The following is a 16,572-nucleotide window of genomic DNA, read 5'->3' as shown; positions in this document are numbered from 1 at the left end:
ACGACCACCCCGGATCGAATCGTCCGGGATCAGCATGACCGAATATAGGCTATCAGACCGGCACGCGGACGAAAAACCACGCAGGCTCTTCTCATTTCTTCTTTAAAGAAAAACGGTGCCGAATGGTTTGCATCCAGCACCGTCAAACGTGTCTTGCGGGGGCTACTTCTTGCGCGGCACCTTCGGCACCGTGCGGCCCTTTCTGGGAGCCGCGTCGCCCGCCCCGGCCTCGTCATCCGTTGACGCCTTGGCGGCAGCCTTCTTCGGCTTGGACTTCGGCGCAGGCTCGGCGCCCACCTCTTCCTTGTCCTCGGCCTTTTTCGGCTTGGCGGCCTTCATCGCCGGGCGGGATACTTCCGCCTTCGGCTTGATTGGCGTCGTCTCAGGAACGGCATCGAGCAGCAGGCCCTTGGTGCCATCGGCCTTCGTGCCGATCGTCACCTTGACGACCCCGCCCTTCTTCAGCTTGCCGAAGAGGATTTCATCGGCGAGCGGCTTCTTGATGTTTTCCTGGATGACACGCGACAGCGGTCGCGCGCCCATCTTCTCGTCGTAGCCCTTTTCGGCAAGCCAGGCGATCGCCTCCGGCGCGAGGTCGAAGGTGACGTTGCGCTCGGCAAGCTGGGTTTCAAGCTGCATGACGAACTTCTGAACCACCTGGTGGATAACCGGTGTCGGCAGCGAAGCAAACGGAATGACCGCATCCAGACGGTTGCGGAATTCCGGCGTGAACAGGCGGTTCAGCGCCTCTTCGTCTTCGCCCGTACGCTTGGAAGAACCGAAGCCGATGGCGGCCCGGGCCATTTCCGATGCGCCGGCATTGGTCGTCATGATCAGGATGACGTTGCGGAAGTCGATCTTCTTGCCGTTGTGATCCGTCAGCGAGCCATGGTCCATGACCTGCAGCAGGATGTTGAACAGGTCCGGATGCGCCTTCTCGATCTCGTCGAGCAGCAGCACGCAATGCGGGTGCTGATCGACGCCATCGGTCAAGAGGCCGCCCTGGTCGAAGCCGACATAGCCGGGAGGTGCACCGAGCAGGCGCGAAACCGTATGCCGCTCCATGTATTCCGACATGTCGAAGCGCAGGAGCTCGACGCCGAGCGAGGTCGCAAGCTGCTTGGCGACTTCCGTCTTGCCGACGCCGGTCGGGCCGGAGAAGACGTAGCAGCCGATCGGCTTGTTCGGTTCGCGCAGGCCGGCACGCGCCAGCTTGATCGACGAAGCGAGCGCCTCGATCGCCAGGTCCTGGCCGTAGACGACCGAGCGCAGCTCTCGCTCGAGATTGGCAAGCACGGCCTCGTCGTCCTTGGAGACGGTCTTCGGCGGGATGCGCGCCATCGTCGCGATCGTCGCCTCGATCTCCTTCTCGGTGATCAGCTTGCGGCGCTTGCTGGCGGGCAGAAGCATCTGTGCGGCACCGGATTCATCGATCACGTCGATCGCCTTGTCCGGCAGCTTGCGGTCGTTGATGTAGCGGGCCGAAAGCTCGACCGCGGCCTTGATCGCCTCGTTCGAGTATTTCAGGTGATGATATTCCTCGTAATAAGGCTTCAGCCCCTTCATGATCTCGATCGCGTCGGCAATCGTCGGCTCGTTCACGTCGATCTTCTGGAAACGGCGGACCAGCGCCCGATCCTTCTCGAAGAACTGGCGGTATTCCTTGTAGGTGGTCGAACCGATGCAGCGGATCGCGCCGGAGGAAAGCGCCGGCTTCAAAAGGTTGGATGCATCCATCGCGCCGCCGGACGTAGCTCCGGCGCCGATGACCGTATGGATCTCGTCGATGAAGAGCACGGCGCCCGGATAGTCCTCGAGCTCCTTGACGACCTGCTTCAACCGTTCTTCGAAATCGCCACGGTAGCGCGTGCCGGCAAGAAGCGTGCCCATGTCGAGCGAGAAGATCGTCGCATCCTGCAACGCTTCCGGCACCTTCTTTTCGATGATGCGCTTGGCAAGGCCTTCGGCGATCGCCGTCTTGCCGACGCCGGGGTCCCCGACATAGAGCGGATTGTTCTTCGAGCGGCGGCACAGCACCTGGATGGTGCGGTTCACCTCGGCGTGACGGCCGATCAGCGGGTCGATCTTGCCGGATTTCGCCTTCTCATTGAGGTTGACGCAATAGGCGGTCAGCGCGTCCTGCTGCTTCTTGGCGCTGGCCTCTTCGTTGTCGCGCGCGGGCTTCTGCTCGCTCTCATGATCGTCAGAGCCACGCACAGGACGGGACTCAGAGCTGCCGGGCCGCTTGCCGATGCCGTGCGAAATGAAGTTGACCGCGTCGTAGCGGGTCATCTCCTGCTCCTGCAGGAAATAGGCTGCGTGACTTTCGCGCTCGGCGAAGATCGCGACCAGCACGTTGGCGCCGGTCACTTCCTCGCGGCCGGACGATTGCACGTGGATCACCGCCCGCTGGATCACGCGCTGGAACCCGGCCGTCGGCTTGGAATCTTCGTCGTAGCCGGTCACGAGGTTCGACAGTTCGTTGTCGACGTAATCGGTTACGGTCTTGCGCAGCGTCTCAAGATTGACGTTGCAGGCGCCCATCACGGCCGCCGCGTCGGCATCGTCGATCAATGCCAGAAGCAGATGCTCGAGCGTAGCGTATTCGTGGTGGCGCTCGTTGGCAAAAGTCAGTGCCTGGTGCAGCGCCTTTTCGAGGCTGGGCGAAAATGTTGGCACGTTAGTTCCTCATTTCTTTTCCATGACGCATTGCAACGGATGCTGATGCTGCCGGGCGAAGTCCATCACCTGCGTCACCTTGGTTTCGGCGACCTCATAGGTGAAGACGCCGCACTCTCCCACACCGTGATTGTGGACGTGGAGCATGATGCGGGTCGCCTCTTCCGGGTTCTTTTGAAAGAAGCGCTCCAGAATATGGATGACGAATTCCATCGGCGTGTAATCGTCATTCAAAAGCAGAACACGATACAAACTTGGCTTCTTGGTCTTCGGCTTGGTACGCGTGATGACGGACGTGCTGCGGTTGTTGCCGTTCCCCTCATCATCGCTACCTTGCTGCATCCGGACCGGCATGGCGATCATTCTTGTCAGTTCCTTGTACAGTAGCGACCCATCGAACTCGGCCGCAGCCTGCTTGCCCTTTATCTAATGGTTCGTTTTCAGATTTTAAGACCGAACCAACACACTGCAATCATAATCGCACGTTGACCGGCAAGATTGATCAACTTTCTTTGGGCTGCGCACAGCTTATGCGAAAAACAAAAAGGCCGGTCGCAAGCGCTGCGACCGGCCTTTTTGTTGAGAAATTGTTTTAGCCGGTGATCAGGCTGCTGCAGCGGCGGCCTTAACTGCTGCCGTTGCCTTGGCAACTGGCGCTTCGTAGGGCTTGTAGGCGTCCTTGGCGAGGTCGGCATACATTTCGCCGATCTTCGTTGCTTCGGCGACAAAGCCTTCGTAGCTCGACTTCACGAAGTTGGTCTGCAGTTCGAAAGCAGCCTCGACGCTCTTGACGCTGGTCAGCTTTTCGACATGCGCGACGCTGTCCTCGAAGGACTTCTTCGAAAAGTCGGCAGCTTCGGTCGCGATAGCCTGGAGACCCTTGGTCCAAGCGGAATAGCTCTTCACAGCCACATCAATGGCTTCCTTGCTCTTCTTGTTTGCATCGTCGAAGTTGAACATCCGGTGTCTCCTTGGTGACGGCCTGATCTGGAGGCTTCAGTTTATGTGCACTGCACAAAAAGTCAAGACGAGTGTGCGATGCAATAAAATACAACAGATGCAACAACTTGATGAAATATCGCGGTCCGGCATGAAATTTCTTGCCGCGCTCGCTACAGCCGCAAGATAAGCACTAGCGAGCAATTGCCCAGCAAGACATCAACATCCCGCACAAAACAATAAACCCCGAAAATCCCATGGATTTTCGGGGTTTATACTGAAAGCGTCCGGCGTCGCGACTTAGAGGTCGATGTCGAGGATCGCCATGGAGAAGTTGTAGGAAAGCTCGCCGTCTTCCTCATCGCGGAAGACCACACCGAGGAACTCGTCACCGAGATAGACTTCAGCGGACTCGTCCTTCTTCGGGCGAGCCTTGACGACCATCTGCTGATTGAAGGTGCGCTTGAAGTAGGCTTCAAGCTTGCGGATTTCTTCGGGCTTCAAAACACGTCTCCGTAGCCGTTTAAACTGTGCGGCGCTTCTCGCACGCTGCATCGGCGGGTGTAAACCCCTCGAAAGAGGCTACACACCGGTTCCCGCATGTCAGATATCGAAGCTGGCAAGGATCTGGTCCATCTGGCGCGACGGCTCGGAACAGCCGGCCTCGCCCACGACCTTTGCCGGTACGCCGGCGACCGTCGACTTCGGCGGCACCGGTTTCAGCACGACCGAACCCGCAGCGACGCGCGAGCAGTGTCCGATATGGATATTGCCGAGGATCTTGGCGCCGGCGCCAATCAGCACACCGTCGGCGATCTTCGGGTGGCGATCGCTGCCTTCCTTGCCCGTGCCGCCGAGCGTCACGCCGTGCAGGATCGAGACGTTGTCACCAATGACCGCGGTCTCGCCGACGACAAGGCCGGTGGCATGATCAAGGAAAATGCCGCGGCCGATGCGGGCGGCGGGGTTGATGTCCGTCTGGAAGACGCTCGACGCCCGGCTCTGCAGGTAGAAGGCGAAATCCTTGCGGCCGCGCTTCAATAGCCAATGCGCCAGGCGATGCGTCTGGATCGCATGGAAGCCCTTGAAATAGAGCACCGGCTCGATGAAGCGGGTGCAGGCGGGGTCGCGGTCGTAGACGGCCTGGATGTCGACACGCAGAATGGTGCCCCATTCCGGCCAGTCCTCCAGCATCTCCGAGAAGGTCTGGCGCAAAAGGTTCGCCTGCAGATCCGGGTGATCCAGCCTTTCGCAGATGCGGTAGATCACGCTTTCTTCGAGAGAGTGCTGATTGACCACGGTGGAATAGAGGAAGGCCGCGAGCATTGGGTCTTGCTCGGCGGCAATCCGGGCTTCTTCGCGCAGGCTATTCCAGATCGGGTCCATCACTTGCAGCGCTTCTGCCTGGCGAAGTTCGGTCTTGGCGACCATCGTCGCTCTCCTTCCTTGTCCGTGCCTGCCACCACTATAGGGGAAATCAGGCGTGACTTAAATGGCGACTGGCGGCAATGACGATACGCTAGATGCGATCGATCTCTGCCAGAAATTCGAGCACCGCTTTCTTGAAAACCCGGTCGCCGACGGCGAGCATATGGTCGCGGCCCGGAATGTCGAGCGCACGCGCACGCGGCATCAGCGCTGCCAGTTCCTGCGCCGACCCGGCGATGTCATCGGTCGTCCCGACGCCAATCAGCGTCGGCTGCTCGATGCGCGCCATATCCTGTGCCGTCAGCAGATCCCGCGAGGTCGAGATACAGGCGGCAAGCGCCTGCCGGTCGCTCTTGGTCTGGTCGGCAAAGGCGCGGAACATGCGCCCGCGCGCATGGGTCACGTCGTCAAGCGACGGCGCCACCAGAGCGTCGGCAATCGGATCCCAATCTCCTACCCCCGACACCATGCCGATGCCGAGGCCGCCGAAGACCAGCGAGCGCACGCGGTCGGGATGCGCGAGCGCCAGGAAGGCCGAGATGCGAGCGCCCATCGAATAGCCCATGACATGGGCCTCGGCGATCCCGAGATGCCCAAGCAATGCGGCGGCGTCACCCGCCATCTGCTGAGGGTGGTAGAGTTCCGGGTCGTAGGGCTTGCTGCTCTTGCCATGGCCGCGATTGTCGAGCGCGATGACGCGGTAGCCGGCGTCACCCAGCGTCTTCAGCCAGCCCGGGAAAACCCAGTTGACGTTGGCGCTGGAGGCAAAGCCGTGAATGAGCAGAACGGGCGCGCCGGACGGGTCGCCCTCGTCGAAGAAGGCGATCTCCAGACCGTCATGATTGAAACGGGAAAACGGCGGCGGGGTGAGATCCATCTATTCATCCTTGGGCATATCGATCCCGCGCAACCTAGTTCGTCGCCTTGGCGGGCGAAACCCCGCACCGGCAAAAACCACAACTGCGGCAGCTTTGCCGCTACACATTTCCGGCAAAGCTGACTATGGTGCCGCCAAATTTGACCTTCAGACTTGCATTCATCGGAGCATGACATGGCCGGCCACAGCATCCCGCATTTCCAGAACGACGGCGGACATCAGGCAATCGAAATCGGCGTCAAGGAATTCATGTGCACCGGCGCATCCATTCCCTACGATCACCCGCACATCTTCATCGACATGGGTGACGACAACGAGAAGGTCTGCTCCTACTGCTCTACGCTCTATCGCTACAATCCGAAGCTGAAGGCGACCGAAACCAATCCCCCCGGCTGCCTCTTCGCCCATAAAGCCGCCTGATAAGCGACGATGTCGCGCCCCGTCGCGATCATCGGCGCCGGCATCGGCGGCCTCACGGCTGCCCTATGCCTTGCCCGGCGCGGCTTCGACGTCGATATCATCGAGCGGGCGACGGCACTGACCGAGGTCGGAGCCGGCCTGCAGCTCTCACCGAACGCCTCCCGCATCCTCATCGAGCTCGGCCTACTGACGCAGCTTGAGAGCGTATGGACGGAGCCCGAGCGCATCGGGCTCGTTGACGGCCGCTCTCTGCGCGCGCTTGCCAGCGTACCGGCCGGGACCTTCGCGCGCCGCCGCTGGCATGCGCCCTATGCCGTTCTCCACCGCGCCAGCCTTCAGAGAATCCTGTTTCAGGCTGTTCAATCCGAACCGCGCTGCCGTCTCCACCTCGGATGCCAGATCGACAAGCCCGGGGACCAGGCGATCGCGGCAGTGACAGGGCGCATGCCGGACGTCGTCATCGGCGCCGACGGCATCTGGTCGCGGCTGCGCGAGACTGTGCCCGCCGCCGGCCGTGTCCGGTTCTCGGGCAATATCGCCTGGCGCATGACGCTTGCAGGCGACGTTGCCGCGGGCGTGCTCAACCGCGGTGAGGTCACCGCCTTCCTCGGCCCGCGCGCCCACCTCGTTGCCTATCCTCTGCGGGAGGTCGGCGGTTTCAATCTCGTCGCCATCATCGAGGGCAAGGAGACCGACGCGATCTGGGTCGGCAAGGATTCGGACGCGCGGCGCCAGGATTGCCTCAACGCCTTTTCCGATTGGAGCCCAGGCATCCGCTCGCTTCTCGATAAGGCCGTGGCGCCCACCTACTGGCCGCTCTGCACCGTCGACGACGGCGCCTGGCATGATGGTCAAAATACAGTGCTGATCGGCGACGCGGCCCATGCGATGACGCCCTTTGCGGCGCAAGGTGCGGCCATGGCCGTCGAGGACGCATCCGCGCTTGCGGCTTGCCTGTCTGAAAACCTCAGCGTCGCGAATTCCTTGCGGAAATTCGAGGCGCTTCGCAGGCCACGCATCGCGCGCGTCCGCCGCCGTGCGGCCTTCAACCATTTCGCCTATCACGCCCGCGGCCCGGTGCGTATCGGCCGCGACATGGTATTGAAGCTCAAGGGGCCCGACGCGCTTGCAGCCGACCTCGACTGGCTCTACGGCTACGGCGCGCCGGAGCACTGAGAAGCGACGGCCATTCACCGCGATCCGTTCGATAAACTGCCGGCGCGCGAAAGATCTAGTCCAGAAAAGCAGAACGCCGCGGATGACCGCGGCGTCCGTCATTGCCTTCGTCAAACGGCGTTTGCCGCAGCCAGGCCCGCTTCGATGTCGCGCCGGATATCCGGCACGTCCTCAAGGCCGATCTGCAGGCGCAGAACCGGACCTTCGGTCGGCGCCAGCGCCACCTTGCGATCTCCGAGACCGACATGGAGCGCGAGGCTTTCGAAACCGCCCCAGGAATAGCCGAGCCCGAACAATCTCAGCGCATCGAGGAAGGCGTGCGCCTTGGCCTTGAAGCGGTCAGGGCTCTCCGCCTTCAGCACGAAGGAGAAGATGCCGCTCGCGCCGGTGAAATCGCGCTTCCAGAGCTCGTGGCCGGGGAAGCTCGGCAGCGCCGGATGCAGCACGCGGGCCACTTCGTCGCGTGTTTCCAGCCACTTCGCCAGTGTCAGTGCGCTCTCCTGGTGCCGTTCGAGGCGGATGCCCATGGTGCGAAGGCCACGCAGGATCTGGTAGCTGTCATCGGGCGAAACGCAGACGCCGAGCGTCACCATGGCCTCTGTCAGGGCCGGCCAGTGCTCGGCATTGGCCGAAACGGTACCGAAGAGCACGTCCGAATGGCCGGACGGATACTTGGTGGCCGCATGGATCGACACATCGACGCCATGGTCGAGCGGCTTGAAGTAGACGGGCGTCGCCCAGGTATTGTCCATGGTGACGATGCAGCCATGGCGATGGGCGGCATCGGCAATCGCGCGGATGTCCTGCATTTCGAAGGTGTTCGATCCCGGTGCTTCGGTGTGTACCAGGCGCGTGTTCGGGCGGATCAGGCTCTCGATCGCAGCGCCGATCATCGGATCGTAGTATTCGACCGTGACGCCAAGTCGCTTCAGCATCGTGTCGCAGAAATGGCGCGTCGGGAAGTAGACCGAATCGACGATCAAGGCGTGGTCGCCGGCCGAGAGATAGGCGAGGAACGGCACCGTGACCGCCGCCAGCCCCGACGGCACGAGGATCGTTCCGGCGGACCCTTCGAGTTCGTTGATCGCGTCGCAGAGCGCGTCCGTGGTCGGCGTTCCGCGCGTGCCGTAGGTGTACTTCTGCGCCCGCGTCTCCATGGTCTTGGCGTTCGGGAACAGCACCGTGGAGGCGTGCACGACCGGCGGATTGACGAAGCCGAAGTAATCGGAGGGGTTGTTGCCGCTATGGGCGAGACGCGTGTTGATGCCTGCCTTGCCGTTCACATTGCCACTGTCTGCCATTGCTCATTCCGCTTCTAGATTTCGAATGCAAAACTCTTCGAACGAGCCACAATCGCGGTCAAGTGGCAAAAATCATGAAGCGTCGTTTTGACCGTCGCGAGGCCACTTCTGGCGAATTTTCCGCCAGAGCGTGCTTCACACCCCCAAGATCTGCCTAACTTTCTGGCTTGTTTCGAGTTTTTCACATGCAAAACCAGAAAATCGGCGGCCTCTCTTGACCCTCATGGAAATTGAGCATGAGATAGCCGACACTCGCGCCAGGAGGGTGGCGGAGGCTCACCGCGCTAGGAGACGCGACGGTGCAGACTGGAACTAACGACAACAGAAAAAGGTTCTAAAAATGGCAAAAAGAATTCTGACAGCTCTCGTTGGCGCTGCTGTCATGGGGATTGGCACACAGGCGGCTTCGGGCGCTACTCTTGATGACGTCAAGGCCAAGGGCTTTGTCCAGTGCGGCGTGAACACCGGTCTCGCCGGCTTCGCTGCGCCGGATGCTTCGGGCAACTGGAGCGGATTCGACGTAGACTACTGCAAGGCAATCGCCGCCGCGATCTTCGCGGATGGCAGCAAGGTGAAGTACACCCCGACTTCCGCCAAGGAACGCTTCCCGGCGCTGCAGTCGGGCGAAGTCGACGTGCTTGCGCGTAACACCACCTGGACGATCAACCGCGACACCGCGCTCGGCTTCAACTTCCGCCCGGTCAACTACTATGACGGCCAAGGCTTCATGGTTCGCAAGGGCCTGAACGTCAAATCTGCGTTGGAGCTTTCGGGCGCCGCTGTCTGCGTGCAGACGGGCACCACCACCGAGCTCAACCTCGCCGACTACTTCAAGTCGAACAACCTGCAGTACAATCCGGTCGTTTTCGAAAAGCTTGAAGAAGTCAACGCCGCCTATGACGCCGGCCGTTGCGACGTCTACACGACCGACCAGTCCGGCCTTTATTCGCTGCGTCTGACGCTGTCGAAGCCAGACGATCACATGATCCTGCCGGAAATCATCTCGAAGGAGCCGCTCGGCCCGGCCGTGCGCCAGGGTGACGACCAGTGGTTCGATATCGTCAGCTGGGTTCACTACGCGCTGATCCAGGCTGAAGAGTTCGGCGTCACCCAGGCCAACGTCGAAGAAATGAAGAAGTCCACCAACCCTGACGTTCAGCGCTTCCTCGGCGTCGAAGCTGACTCGAAGATCGGCACCGACCTCGGCCTCACCAACGAATGGGCCGTGAACGTGATCAAGGCCGTCGGAAACTACGGCGAAGTCTTCGACCGCAACATCGGCGCCGGCAGCCCGCTCAAGATCGAGCGCGGCCTCAACGCGCTGTGGAACAAGGGCGGCATCCAGTACGCTCCGCCGGTCCGCTAAAGCGAACCGAAAATACCGGGGAAGCGGACAACCGCTTCCCCGTCCCAACGATAAAAACACCCAAAAGGGTGAAAAGGGGAAAGAGGCATTGCATGGCGATTGGCGTCACAACTACGCCTGAGAAATCGAAACCGTCGGGGTCGATCATCAACGACCCGCAGGTCCGCGGCATCTTTTATCAGGTTATTACCGTCGTCCTACTCGGGGCCTTCGTCTATTGGGTGGCCGACAACACGATCGAGAATCTCAAACGGGCGAACATCGCTTCCGGTTACGGCTTCCTCAATGGACGCGCCGGTTTTGACGTCGGGCAGTCGCTGATCGCCTATACCAGCGATTCCACCTATCAGCGCGCACTTGTCGTCGGCCTGCTCAACACATTGCTGGTCGCCGTCTGCGGTATTTTCACCGCCACCATCATCGGCTTTGCAGTCGGGATCGGCCGCCTGTCGCACAACTGGCTGATCGCCAAGCTGTCGCTCGCCTATGTCGAGATCTTCCGCAACATCCCGCCGCTGCTGGTCATCTTCTTCTGGTACAGCGGCGTCCTGGCGATCCTGCCGCAGCCGCGTGAATCGGCAGCACTGCCGCTCAACATGTTCCTCAACAACCGCGGCCTTGCCTTTCCCAAGCCGATCTTTGGCGACGGCTCGCTGTACACGGTTCTAGCCTTTGTCCTCGCGATCGTCGCCAGCTTCCTCCTGGCACGCTATGCGCGCAAGAAGCAGGAGGCCACCGGACAGCGTTTCCCGGTTCTTTGGGCGTCTCTCGGCCTGATCATCGGTCTGCCGTTGTTGGTCTTCCTTGCCACGGGATCGCCGATCACCTTCGACGTCCCCGTCGCCGGCAAATTCAACCTCACCGGCGGCTCGGTCATCGGACCAGAATTCCTGTCGCTGTTCCTGGCGCTCTCGTTCTACACGGCCGCCTTCATAGCCGAGATCGTGCGTGCCGGCATCCGCGGCGTATCCAAGGGGCAGACGGAAGCCGCGCACGCGCTCGGCGTACGCCCCGGCCTGACGACACGACTGGTGGTGGTTCCGCAAGCGCTCCGGATCATCATTCCGCCGCTCACCAGCCAGTATTTGAACCTTACCAAGAACTCGTCGCTCGCCGTTGCGATCGGTTACGCGGATCTTGTCGCAGTGGGTGGCACCATCCTCAACCAGACAGGACAATCGATCGAGATCGTCACGATCTGGATCGTCGTCTACCTGTCGCTGAGCCTTGCGACGTCGCTGTTCATGAACTGGTTCAATGCCCGCATGGCCCTGGTGGAGAGATAAGATCATGAACACACACCAGGCAACTTTTGTCCGTACCTCAATGATCGAAGGGTCCGCCCCGCCGGTCGCCGAAGGTGGCATCGTCCATTGGCTGCGCGAAAACCTGTTCGCGACGCCAAAGGATGCGGTGCTCACCATCGTCAGCCTGCTTGCGCTTGCGTGGCTCGTGCCTCCGGCCATCCAGTGGCTCTTCATCGACGCCGCCTGGACCGGTGGCGGCCGTGGCGTTTGCGCCACGGTTGCTCAAGGAGGCTCGCAGCCGGATGGCTGGAGCGGTGCGTGCTGGGCCTTCGTCAACGCAAAACTCGACCAATTCGCCTACGGCCGCTACCCGCTCGATGAGCGTTGGAGACCGACGCTGGTCGGCATCCTCTTCGTGCTTTTCCTCATTCCGATGTTGATCCCGAAGGCTCCCTTCAAGGGCATCAACGCCATCCTGCTCTTCGCCGTGCTGCCGATCATTTCCTTGATCCTACTTCCCGGCGGCTGGTTCGGACTGACCTACGTCGAGACGCCGCTCTGGGGCGGTCTGATGGTGACGCTCATCCTTTCGTTCGTCGGCATTGCCGTGTCGTTGCCACTCGGCATTCTTCTGGCACTGGGGCGGCGATCGCATATGCCTGTGATCAAGATGCTCTGCACCGCCTTCATCGAACTGGTGCGCGGCATCCCTCTGATTACCGTGCTCTTCATGGCGAGCGTCATGCTGCCACTGTTCCTGCCGCAGGGCGTCACCTTCGACAAGTTCCTGCGTGCACTGATCGGCGTGTCGTTCTTTGCCTCGGCCTACATGGCCGAAGTGGTGCGCGGCGGCCTCCAGGCTATCCCGAAGGGGCAGTATGAGGGCGCGGATTCCCTCGGCCTCAGCTTCTGGCAGAAGATGAACCTCATCGTGCTGCCACAGGCGCTGAAGCTCGTGATTCCGGGCATCGTCAACACCTTCATCGGCCTCTTCAAGGACACGTCACTGGTGTCGATCATCGGCATGTTCGATCTGCTCGGCATCGTCCGCTTCAACTTTACCGACGCCAACTGGGCCTCTTCGGTAACGCCGATCTCAGGGCTAATTTTCGCTGGCTTCATATTCTGGCTTTTCTGCTTTGGTATGTCGCGCTATTCAGGTTTCATGGAACGCGTGCTCGACACGGCCCATAAACGATAAAATGAGGGGAGGATCGCATGGCAAACGCAGCCACTGCTTCCAAAATGACCGTATCCGCAACGGATGTCGCAGTCGAAATCACTGGAATGAACAAGTGGTACGGGGACTTCCACGTCCTTCGTGACATCAACCTGAAGGTTATGAAGGGCGAGCGCATCGTCATTGCCGGCCCGTCGGGCTCCGGCAAGTCGACGATGATCCGCTGCATCAATCGCCTCGAAGAGCACCAGAAGGGCAAGATCGTCGTCGACGGCATCGAGCTCACCAACGATCTGAAGAAGATCGACGAAGTGCGCCGCGAAGTCGGCATGGTGTTTCAGCACTTCAACCTCTTCCCGCACCTGACGATCCTCGAAAACTGCACGCTTGCACCGATCTGGGTGCGCAAGATGCCGAAGAAGCAGGCAGAAGAAATCGCCATGCACTTCCTGAAGCGCGTCAAGATCCCCGAGCAGGCGAACAAGTATCCGGGCCAGCTTTCGGGCGGTCAGCAGCAGCGCGTAGCGATCGCCCGCTCGCTGTGCATGAAGCCGAAGATCCTGCTGTTCGATGAGCCGACCTCGGCGCTCGACCCGGAAATGGTCAAGGAAGTGCTCGACACCATGGTGTCGCTCGCCGAAGAAGGCATGACCATGCTGTGCGTGACCCACGAAATGGGCTTCGCCCGCCAGGTCGCCAACCGCGTGATCTTCATGGACCAGGGCCAGATCGTCGAGCAGAACTCGCCGGCCGAGTTCTTCGACAATCCGCAGCACGAACGCACCAAGCTCTTCCTCAGCCAGATCCTGCACTAGGACCGGACGAGACGACACAAAAAGAAGCCCGCCTCATCGAGGCGGGTTTTTTTTCGTTCTGTCCGTTATCGATCCTACTCGACGCGATAGCGCAGGGTGCCGACTGACCAATGGATTCCGCGCGTGTCGAGATCTTCGGTCCAGTTCTTCTGCAGCCGCGCGATGATCTCGCTCAAGGTCTCGCGCGCATCGACCTCCACCTTGAGGCCCCGCGATATCGGCGCAAGATCGCTCAAGTCGACAGCATCGCTGACGACAAGCGCCACGAAAATGCCGTCGCCCTCGCCCGATGCCTCGAAATCGAAGCCGTAATATTCATCCGGCAAGGTCAGCGGCACGTCCGGCGCCAATGTCGTGATCTTTTGCGCGAACTCGTTCGGGAAAATCTGTGTTGCCTTGCCCTGGCTGTTGACGTCGAAAAGCAAGAGATTGCCGGCCGTGTGGCTGTTGACCGTCAGTTTGAAGACTTCGCCGGCCTTCATGGTGGTCGGCTTGTCGATAGAGAGCATGACATCGCCGGCTTCGCTCTTGCCGATGATATCACCGACGGCATCGATGTGGTTGACCGCCTGATAGCTCGGCACCGCTACGTTCGGAGTAATGGTATACGCACCCTGCCCGCTGCCATCCGCATCGCGCTTTTCCGGCACCATCGCGCTGTCGCCGAGCGCCTCGGGTTTGCCTTCCAATTGCGGGTCGAGATTGCCGCATTGCTCCTGCAAGGCGCAGTAGGAGGCAGATTGCGCCTTTACATATCCAAGAAGCTCGGCGTTGCTCGTCAATCCGTTGCCATTGCCATCGGCAGCGTCGCCGGTCTGGCCGGCGACGAAGGCTGCGGTGAAAACTCCGTGCCGATCCGCTGTCGGTAGCCGGACATCGTCCCAGGCGACCTGATAGGGCGCCGCCGCACTCCAGGCGGTCACCCCGGCATCCACGAGCTTCGGCTTGTCGACGAGGGCAAGATCGATCCTAAGGCCGCGGGTCAGCGCTTGCTCGACCGGCTTGGCATCGGGACGCGGGAGAAAGCGGGCGCCGTCGATAGGCTTTGTGATGTCCTCGGACAGCGATCGGGAGATCGTGCCGGAGTGACAGGCGTCGATCACGACCGTCACAGCGCGCCCCTTCAGGCGCTCCAGCACCGCATCGATCTCGTCGTCGAGGACAGCGCCTTGCCAGTCCGTTTCACCGGCGGCAATGTCGGCAGGCGCAATCGCTTCATCCAGCCCATCCGCTTCGTCGCCATCCGCATCCTTCACCTGCAGGCCGTGGCCTGAAAAATAGAGATAGACGCGATCGCCGGGCTTCGTCGCATCGACAAGCCAGCCGTTCATGGATGACAGGATTTCAGCTCTGGTCGCCTGCCCGTCCTTCAGCACGCGGATCGAGGCACTGTCGAAGCCGAGCCGTTCCGTGAGGAGCCTTTGCATCGCCACCAGATCGTTCGCCGGTCCGGGCAGGGAAAACTCCGTCGGCAGGTTCTGATAGTTGCCGACCCCGATCAGCAAAGCCCGATCTCCGGCGACCGCAGGCGCAGCCAGCAGCATGAAACACGCAAGGGCGTGAAGGAACGACAGCCCCGATCTGGCGCCCATGCTCATTGGCCCTGGCCTCTCGTGTAAAGCGGTTGAACTGCGATCGTACTCTCACTCCCCTCCAGGCGCGTTTCGAGCAAGCGTAGCAGGGCCGCCGCGTCGAGGTTCGAATTGGCAAAGGCGGCCGCGATCGCGTCGACAGGCGCATTGGTCGCGATGACGACCAGATGGTCCGCACCGAAGGGCTTGACCACCTCCAGGTCACGCAGCTTGAAGGCATGGCTTTCGCTGCCGGCAATCTGCACGTCGAGCAGTTGCGCTTCGCCGGTATTGGCGAGGTTAAAGACCAGCATGTTGGCATAGCCGCCCTGCGGCGCCTCGACGTTCAGGCGGTCGCCGGCAAAATAAATGTCCTTGACGGGCTTCAGCGAAACGGCTCCCGGGCTCTGCGCCGCAAGCGCTTTCAGAAAATCCACCAGGATGAATTTGTCGACCGCGCCCTGGAGCCTTTCGGGCGCGACATGTTCCGCGGCGACGTCCCCGTTCGGCGTATAGAAGACACCGGATGCCGCCTCCCACCGGTAGGGCACGCCATCGCCACCGATATTGGCAAGATCAGGCATGTCACCGACGACGCTCAATGGCAACTTGCCCGTCCATCCGGTTTCGCGCGGCGACTTCAGTGCATGCTTCGTGCCGCTCACTGTTGGCGCCACGCCGACCTTGGCGCTGCGCGGCAGGGACAGCACGATTTCCTTGTCGGAGCGCGCCAGTTGCGGCGTGAAGTTCGGCACCTGCAGGGCTTCCGACTGCAGCTTGACGTTGGAAAACACGTAGTCTTCGAGTTCGACCCGCGAAATCCGCCCGTCGCCATCGCGATCGGCGGCGCCTTCCAATGCACGGGCAAAACTCCAGCTCAGGGCGCCGCGGGGCTCGCCGCCGATCACGACTTCCGGCGTCGGCTGGCTTTCGAGCGATGCGGCGAGGATCGTCACCTGCGACAGCTCCACGTCCCTCACCTTGGCGCCGGACAGCGCCTCCTTGGATGGCGGCGGCAGCTTGGCGCGCACCATCGGCGCCAGCCGCGTCTTGCCGGAGATCGAGCGGTTCATGCCGCCTGAATAACAGCTGTCGGAGACGAACAGGACATGAATGCCCTTGGCTTCCGCCTCCGCGAACCAGGCGCTGAGCTCGTTGTCGACGATGATTTCGCTCGCCGTCTTCTCAGCACGCGCCCGGTCGAAGCCCGGCAACTCCAGGAATTCGTCGAGCCCGTCCTCCTCACTGCCGGCGACCAGCTCCGGCATCTGCGCACCGTGCCCGGCATAGGTGAAGACGATCGTATCGCCGCGCTCAGCGGCCGCCACAAGCTCGCCCCAGGCCGCACGGATTGCATCCTTGGTCGCCTGTTCGTTGATGAGTTGGCGGATCGGGGCGACATCCGCCGCCTTCAGCGCCTGCGTGACGTCTTGCGCATCGCGGACGGCACCATCGAGGCTTACTTCGTGCGGATACTTGTCCACCCCGACGACCAGCGCCGAGGTCGAGGCCATCGCCGGGGCCGCCGGCAATGCGAGCAAGCTCATCGCAAGCAGGGTTCTGCACAGCACTG

Annotated in this window: 15 protein-coding genes; 6 read left to right on the top strand and 9 right to left on the bottom strand. The window is 61.3% G+C overall.

Annotation, left to right across the window (positions count from 1 at the left end):
• Positions 1–162 precede the first annotated feature (162 nt).
• The 6 genes from clpA to IB277_RS05625 all read right to left on the bottom strand — a co-directional run bounded on the left by clpA (position 163) and on the right by IB277_RS05625 (position 5,923).
• Positions 163–2,679: an ATP-dependent Clp protease ATP-binding subunit ClpA gene (clpA, locus tag IB277_RS05650; RefSeq protein ID WP_034796722.1), complete on the bottom strand. Its 2,517-nt coding sequence runs from the start codon at positions 2,677–2,679 to the stop codon at positions 163–165.
• Between the two features lie 9 nt (positions 2,680–2,688).
• On the bottom strand, positions 2,689–3,042 hold the full coding sequence (gene clpS / locus IB277_RS05645) for an ATP-dependent Clp protease adapter ClpS (protein ID WP_043622145.1): 354 nt from the start codon (positions 3,040–3,042) through the stop codon (positions 2,689–2,691).
• Positions 3,043–3,282: 240 nt separating this feature from the next.
• Complete coding sequence (locus IB277_RS05640) at positions 3,283–3,639, bottom strand: phasin family protein (RefSeq protein WP_034796735.1); 357 nt, start codon at positions 3,637–3,639, stop codon at positions 3,283–3,285.
• A gap of 279 nt (positions 3,640–3,918) precedes the next feature.
• A complete protein-coding gene (locus IB277_RS05635; protein WP_034796738.1) occupies positions 3,919–4,122 on the bottom strand; it encodes a DUF3126 family protein in 204 nt (67 codons plus the stop codon).
• A gap of 99 nt (positions 4,123–4,221) precedes the next feature.
• A complete protein-coding gene (gene cysE / locus IB277_RS05630; RefSeq protein WP_034796741.1) occupies positions 4,222–5,049 on the bottom strand; it encodes a serine O-acetyltransferase in 828 nt (275 codons plus the stop codon).
• An 88-nt stretch (positions 5,050–5,137) separates the two neighbouring features.
• Complete coding sequence (locus IB277_RS05625; RefSeq protein ID WP_034796743.1) at positions 5,138–5,923, bottom strand: alpha/beta fold hydrolase; 786 nt, start codon at positions 5,921–5,923, stop codon at positions 5,138–5,140.
• 174 nt (positions 5,924–6,097) lie between these two features.
• Here IB277_RS05625 and IB277_RS05620 point away from each other — a divergent pair, with 174 nt between their 5' ends.
• Together IB277_RS05620 and IB277_RS05615 are read left to right on the top strand one after the other, a co-directional pair.
• Positions 6,098–6,343, top strand: coding sequence for a zinc-finger domain-containing protein (locus tag IB277_RS05620; RefSeq protein ID WP_057255736.1), 246 nt, complete (start codon positions 6,098–6,100; stop codon positions 6,341–6,343).
• 9 nt (positions 6,344–6,352) lie between these two features.
• Positions 6,353–7,519 carry an FAD-dependent monooxygenase gene (locus tag IB277_RS05615; protein ID WP_090295674.1) on the top strand — a complete coding sequence of 389 codons (1,167 nt, stop codon included), beginning with the start codon at positions 6,353–6,355 and terminating at the stop codon, positions 7,517–7,519.
• Between the two features lie 110 nt (positions 7,520–7,629).
• On the opposite strand, the gene IB277_RS05610 is transcribed toward IB277_RS05615, so the two are convergent.
• Complete coding sequence (locus IB277_RS05610) at positions 7,630–8,820, bottom strand: cystathionine beta-lyase (protein ID WP_060585308.1); 1,191 nt, start codon at positions 8,818–8,820, stop codon at positions 7,630–7,632.
• A gap of 340 nt (positions 8,821–9,160) precedes the next feature.
• On the opposite strand from IB277_RS05610, the gene IB277_RS05605 reads away from it, so the two are divergent.
• From IB277_RS05605 to IB277_RS05590, 4 genes are all read left to right on the top strand, one after another.
• Positions 9,161–10,186, top strand: coding sequence for an amino acid ABC transporter substrate-binding protein (locus IB277_RS05605; RefSeq protein WP_034796750.1), 1,026 nt, complete (start codon positions 9,161–9,163; stop codon positions 10,184–10,186).
• Positions 10,187–10,278: 92 nt separating this feature from the next.
• Entirely contained in the window at positions 10,279–11,472 is a 1,194-nt protein-coding gene (locus tag IB277_RS05600; RefSeq protein WP_060585310.1) for an amino acid ABC transporter permease, read from the top strand.
• Positions 11,473–11,476: 4 nt separating this feature from the next.
• Positions 11,477–12,634, top strand: coding sequence for an amino acid ABC transporter permease (locus IB277_RS05595; RefSeq protein ID WP_034796753.1), 1,158 nt, complete (start codon positions 11,477–11,479; stop codon positions 12,632–12,634).
• A gap of 17 nt (positions 12,635–12,651) precedes the next feature.
• Positions 12,652–13,428: an amino acid ABC transporter ATP-binding protein gene (locus IB277_RS05590; RefSeq protein ID WP_064816988.1), complete on the top strand. Its 777-nt coding sequence runs from the start codon at positions 12,652–12,654 to the stop codon at positions 13,426–13,428.
• A 74-nt stretch (positions 13,429–13,502) separates the two neighbouring features.
• Here IB277_RS05590 and IB277_RS05585 read toward each other — a convergent pair whose 3' ends face one another.
• Both IB277_RS05585 and IB277_RS05580 read right to left on the bottom strand, forming a co-directional pair.
• A complete protein-coding gene (locus IB277_RS05585) occupies positions 13,503–15,020 on the bottom strand; it encodes a caspase family protein (protein ID WP_162731874.1) in 1,518 nt (505 codons plus the stop codon).
• A 2-nt stretch (positions 15,021–15,022) separates the two neighbouring features.
• Complete coding sequence (locus IB277_RS05580; protein ID WP_181432595.1) at positions 15,023–16,570, bottom strand: caspase family protein; 1,548 nt, start codon at positions 16,568–16,570, stop codon at positions 15,023–15,025.
• Positions 16,571–16,572 lie beyond the last annotated feature (2 nt).

Origin of the sequence: Ensifer sp. ENS07 (assembly GCF_014852185.1) — a bacterium.
Taxonomy (GTDB): domain Bacteria; phylum Pseudomonadota; class Alphaproteobacteria; order Rhizobiales; family Rhizobiaceae; genus Ensifer; species Ensifer adhaerens.
Note: the sequence above shows the minus strand (reverse complement) of the source record. Positions and strands in the feature narration are given on the sequence as shown.

Excerpts from the sequence above, each read along its gene's own strand:
- clpS (WP_043622145.1), bottom strand. The coding sequence starts at position 3,042 with ATGATCGCCATGCCGGTCCGGATGCAGCAAGGTAGCGATGATGAGGGG.
- IB277_RS05640 (WP_034796735.1), bottom strand. The coding sequence starts at position 3,639 with ATGTTCAACTTCGACGATGCAAACAAGAAGAGCAAGGAAGCCATTGAT.
- cysE (WP_034796741.1), bottom strand. The coding sequence starts at position 5,049 with ATGGTCGCCAAGACCGAACTTCGCCAGGCAGAAGCGCTGCAAGTGATG.
- IB277_RS05625 (WP_034796743.1), bottom strand. The coding sequence starts at position 5,923 with ATGGATCTCACCCCGCCGCCGTTTTCCCGTTTCAATCATGACGGTCTG.
- IB277_RS05620 (WP_057255736.1), top strand. The coding sequence starts at position 6,098 with ATGGCCGGCCACAGCATCCCGCATTTCCAGAACGACGGCGGACATCAG.
- IB277_RS05615 (WP_090295674.1), top strand. The coding sequence starts at position 6,353 with ATGTCGCGCCCCGTCGCGATCATCGGCGCCGGCATCGGCGGCCTCACG.
- IB277_RS05610 (WP_060585308.1), bottom strand. The coding sequence starts at position 8,820 with ATGGCAGACAGTGGCAATGTGAACGGCAAGGCAGGCATCAACACGCGT.
- IB277_RS05605 (WP_034796750.1), top strand. The coding sequence starts at position 9,161 with ATGGCAAAAAGAATTCTGACAGCTCTCGTTGGCGCTGCTGTCATGGGG.
- IB277_RS05600 (WP_060585310.1), top strand. The coding sequence starts at position 10,279 with ATGGCGATTGGCGTCACAACTACGCCTGAGAAATCGAAACCGTCGGGG.
- IB277_RS05595 (WP_034796753.1), top strand. The coding sequence starts at position 11,477 with ATGAACACACACCAGGCAACTTTTGTCCGTACCTCAATGATCGAAGGG.
- IB277_RS05590 (WP_064816988.1), top strand. The coding sequence starts at position 12,652 with ATGGCAAACGCAGCCACTGCTTCCAAAATGACCGTATCCGCAACGGAT.
- IB277_RS05585 (WP_162731874.1), bottom strand. The coding sequence starts at position 15,020 with ATGGGCGCCAGATCGGGGCTGTCGTTCCTTCACGCCCTTGCGTGTTTC.